This window comes from Sphaerisporangium melleum (assembly GCF_014646695.1).
Classification (GTDB): Bacteria; Actinomycetota; Actinomycetes; order Streptosporangiales; family Streptosporangiaceae; genus Sphaerisporangium; species Sphaerisporangium melleum.
On sequence record NZ_BMNT01000116.1, the window covers coordinates 1 to 1,494 of the forward strand.

1 protein-coding gene is annotated in these 1,494 nt (G+C 68.5%); it reads left to right on the top strand.

From position 1 onward, the window contains the following. The first annotated feature begins 248 nt into the window (after nucleotides 1-248). Nucleotides 249-1,469 (top strand): IS110 family RNA-guided transposase, encoded by a 1,221-nt coding sequence (locus tag IEY93_RS37360; RefSeq protein WP_189167876.1) that lies wholly within the window; start codon nucleotides 249-251, stop codon nucleotides 1,467-1,469. The last annotated feature ends 25 nt before the right edge of the window (nucleotides 1,470-1,494 follow it).

A 1,494-nucleotide genomic window follows, 5' to 3' on the forward strand; every position in this document is an offset into this window, starting at 1 on the left:
CTCCTAATGGGAGTTACCGGGTTGCCTGATTGGGCAGACTCGGTGCCTGGTAGCCGTCGGTGAGTGAGCACTCTCGCCTCCTGGACCTCGAGTCCTAGTGTCAGATCGTGCCCTCACCGGTGGTCAGGGGTCTTGATCGCTGATGGGATGTCGTGCCCGCCGGTCGTGTGGCGTGAGCACTTGTCCATTAGGTCGCCGACCGGCTCCTGCGGGCTGCTGGACGTGGTGTCGGCCGGTGGGAGGATCGCGTGCTGTTCGTCGGAGATGACTGGGCTGAAGATCACCATGATGTGGAGGTCCAGGACGAGACGGGGAAGGTTCTCAAGCGGGTGCGGCTGCCTGAGGGCATGGCGGGGATGTCCCGCTTCCATGAGCTGGTGGCCCGCTTCGTGGCCGAGGACGCCGAGCCGTCGGACGTCGCGGTGTGCATCGAGACCGACCGGGGCCCGTGGGTGCGGGCCCTGCGGGCGGCCGGGTACCGGGTGTTCGGGGTGGACCCCAAGCAGGCCGCCCGGCACCGGGAGATCCTGACCAGCTCCGGCGCCAAGAGCGACAAGGGCGACGCCCACGCGCTGGCCGACATGATCCGCACCCGCCGCCACCAGCTGCGCCAGGTCGCCGCCGACTCCCAGATCGCCGAGGCCGTCAAGGTCGTCACCCGGGCGCATCAGACGTTGCTGTGGGAACGCACCCGCCACATGCTGCGCCTTCGGGTGGCGTTGCGGGACTACTTCCCCGCCGCTCTCACCGCTTACAAGCCCCTGGGCCTGACCTCGGAGGCGGTGCTGAGGCTGCTGGCCAAGGCCCCCACCCCCCAGACCGCGGCCAAGCTGACGATCACCCAGATCAGCGCGGCGCTCAAGGGACGCCGCGACGTGGCCGCCAAAGCCGCCGCGATCGCCGAGGTGCTGCGGGCAGAGCACCTGGGCCAGGCCCCGCTGGTCACCGGCGCCTACGCCTCCACCGTCAAGGCCCTGGTCGCTGTCATCACCGTCTTGAACAGCGAGATCAAGACGCTGGAGAGCGAGGTCGAGGCCCATTTTGGCCGGCACCCGGACGCTGAGGTCATCCTCAGCCAGCCTGGCATGGGCGTCATCCTCGGCGCCCGGGTGCTCGCCGAGTTCGGGGACGCCGAGGGCCGCTACGCCAGCGCGAAAGCCCGCAAGAACTACGCCGGAACCTCGCCGATCACCCGGCAATCCGGCAAGACCAGGGTCGTCCAGGCCCGGTACGTCCACAACGACCGGCTCCTGGACGCGCTCCACCTCCAAGCCTCCTGCGCCCTGCTGCACGATCCCGAGGTCCGCGCCTACTACGACCAGCTCAAAGCCCGCGACATCAGCCACAACGCCGCTCTGCGCCAAGTCGGCAACCGCCTGGTGGGCATCCTCCACGGCTGCCTCAAAACCCACACCGCCTACGACCAGGCAACCGCATGGTCACACCGCAACCACGACCTCGCCGCTTGACATTCAACGTCCAGGGATGTCTGAC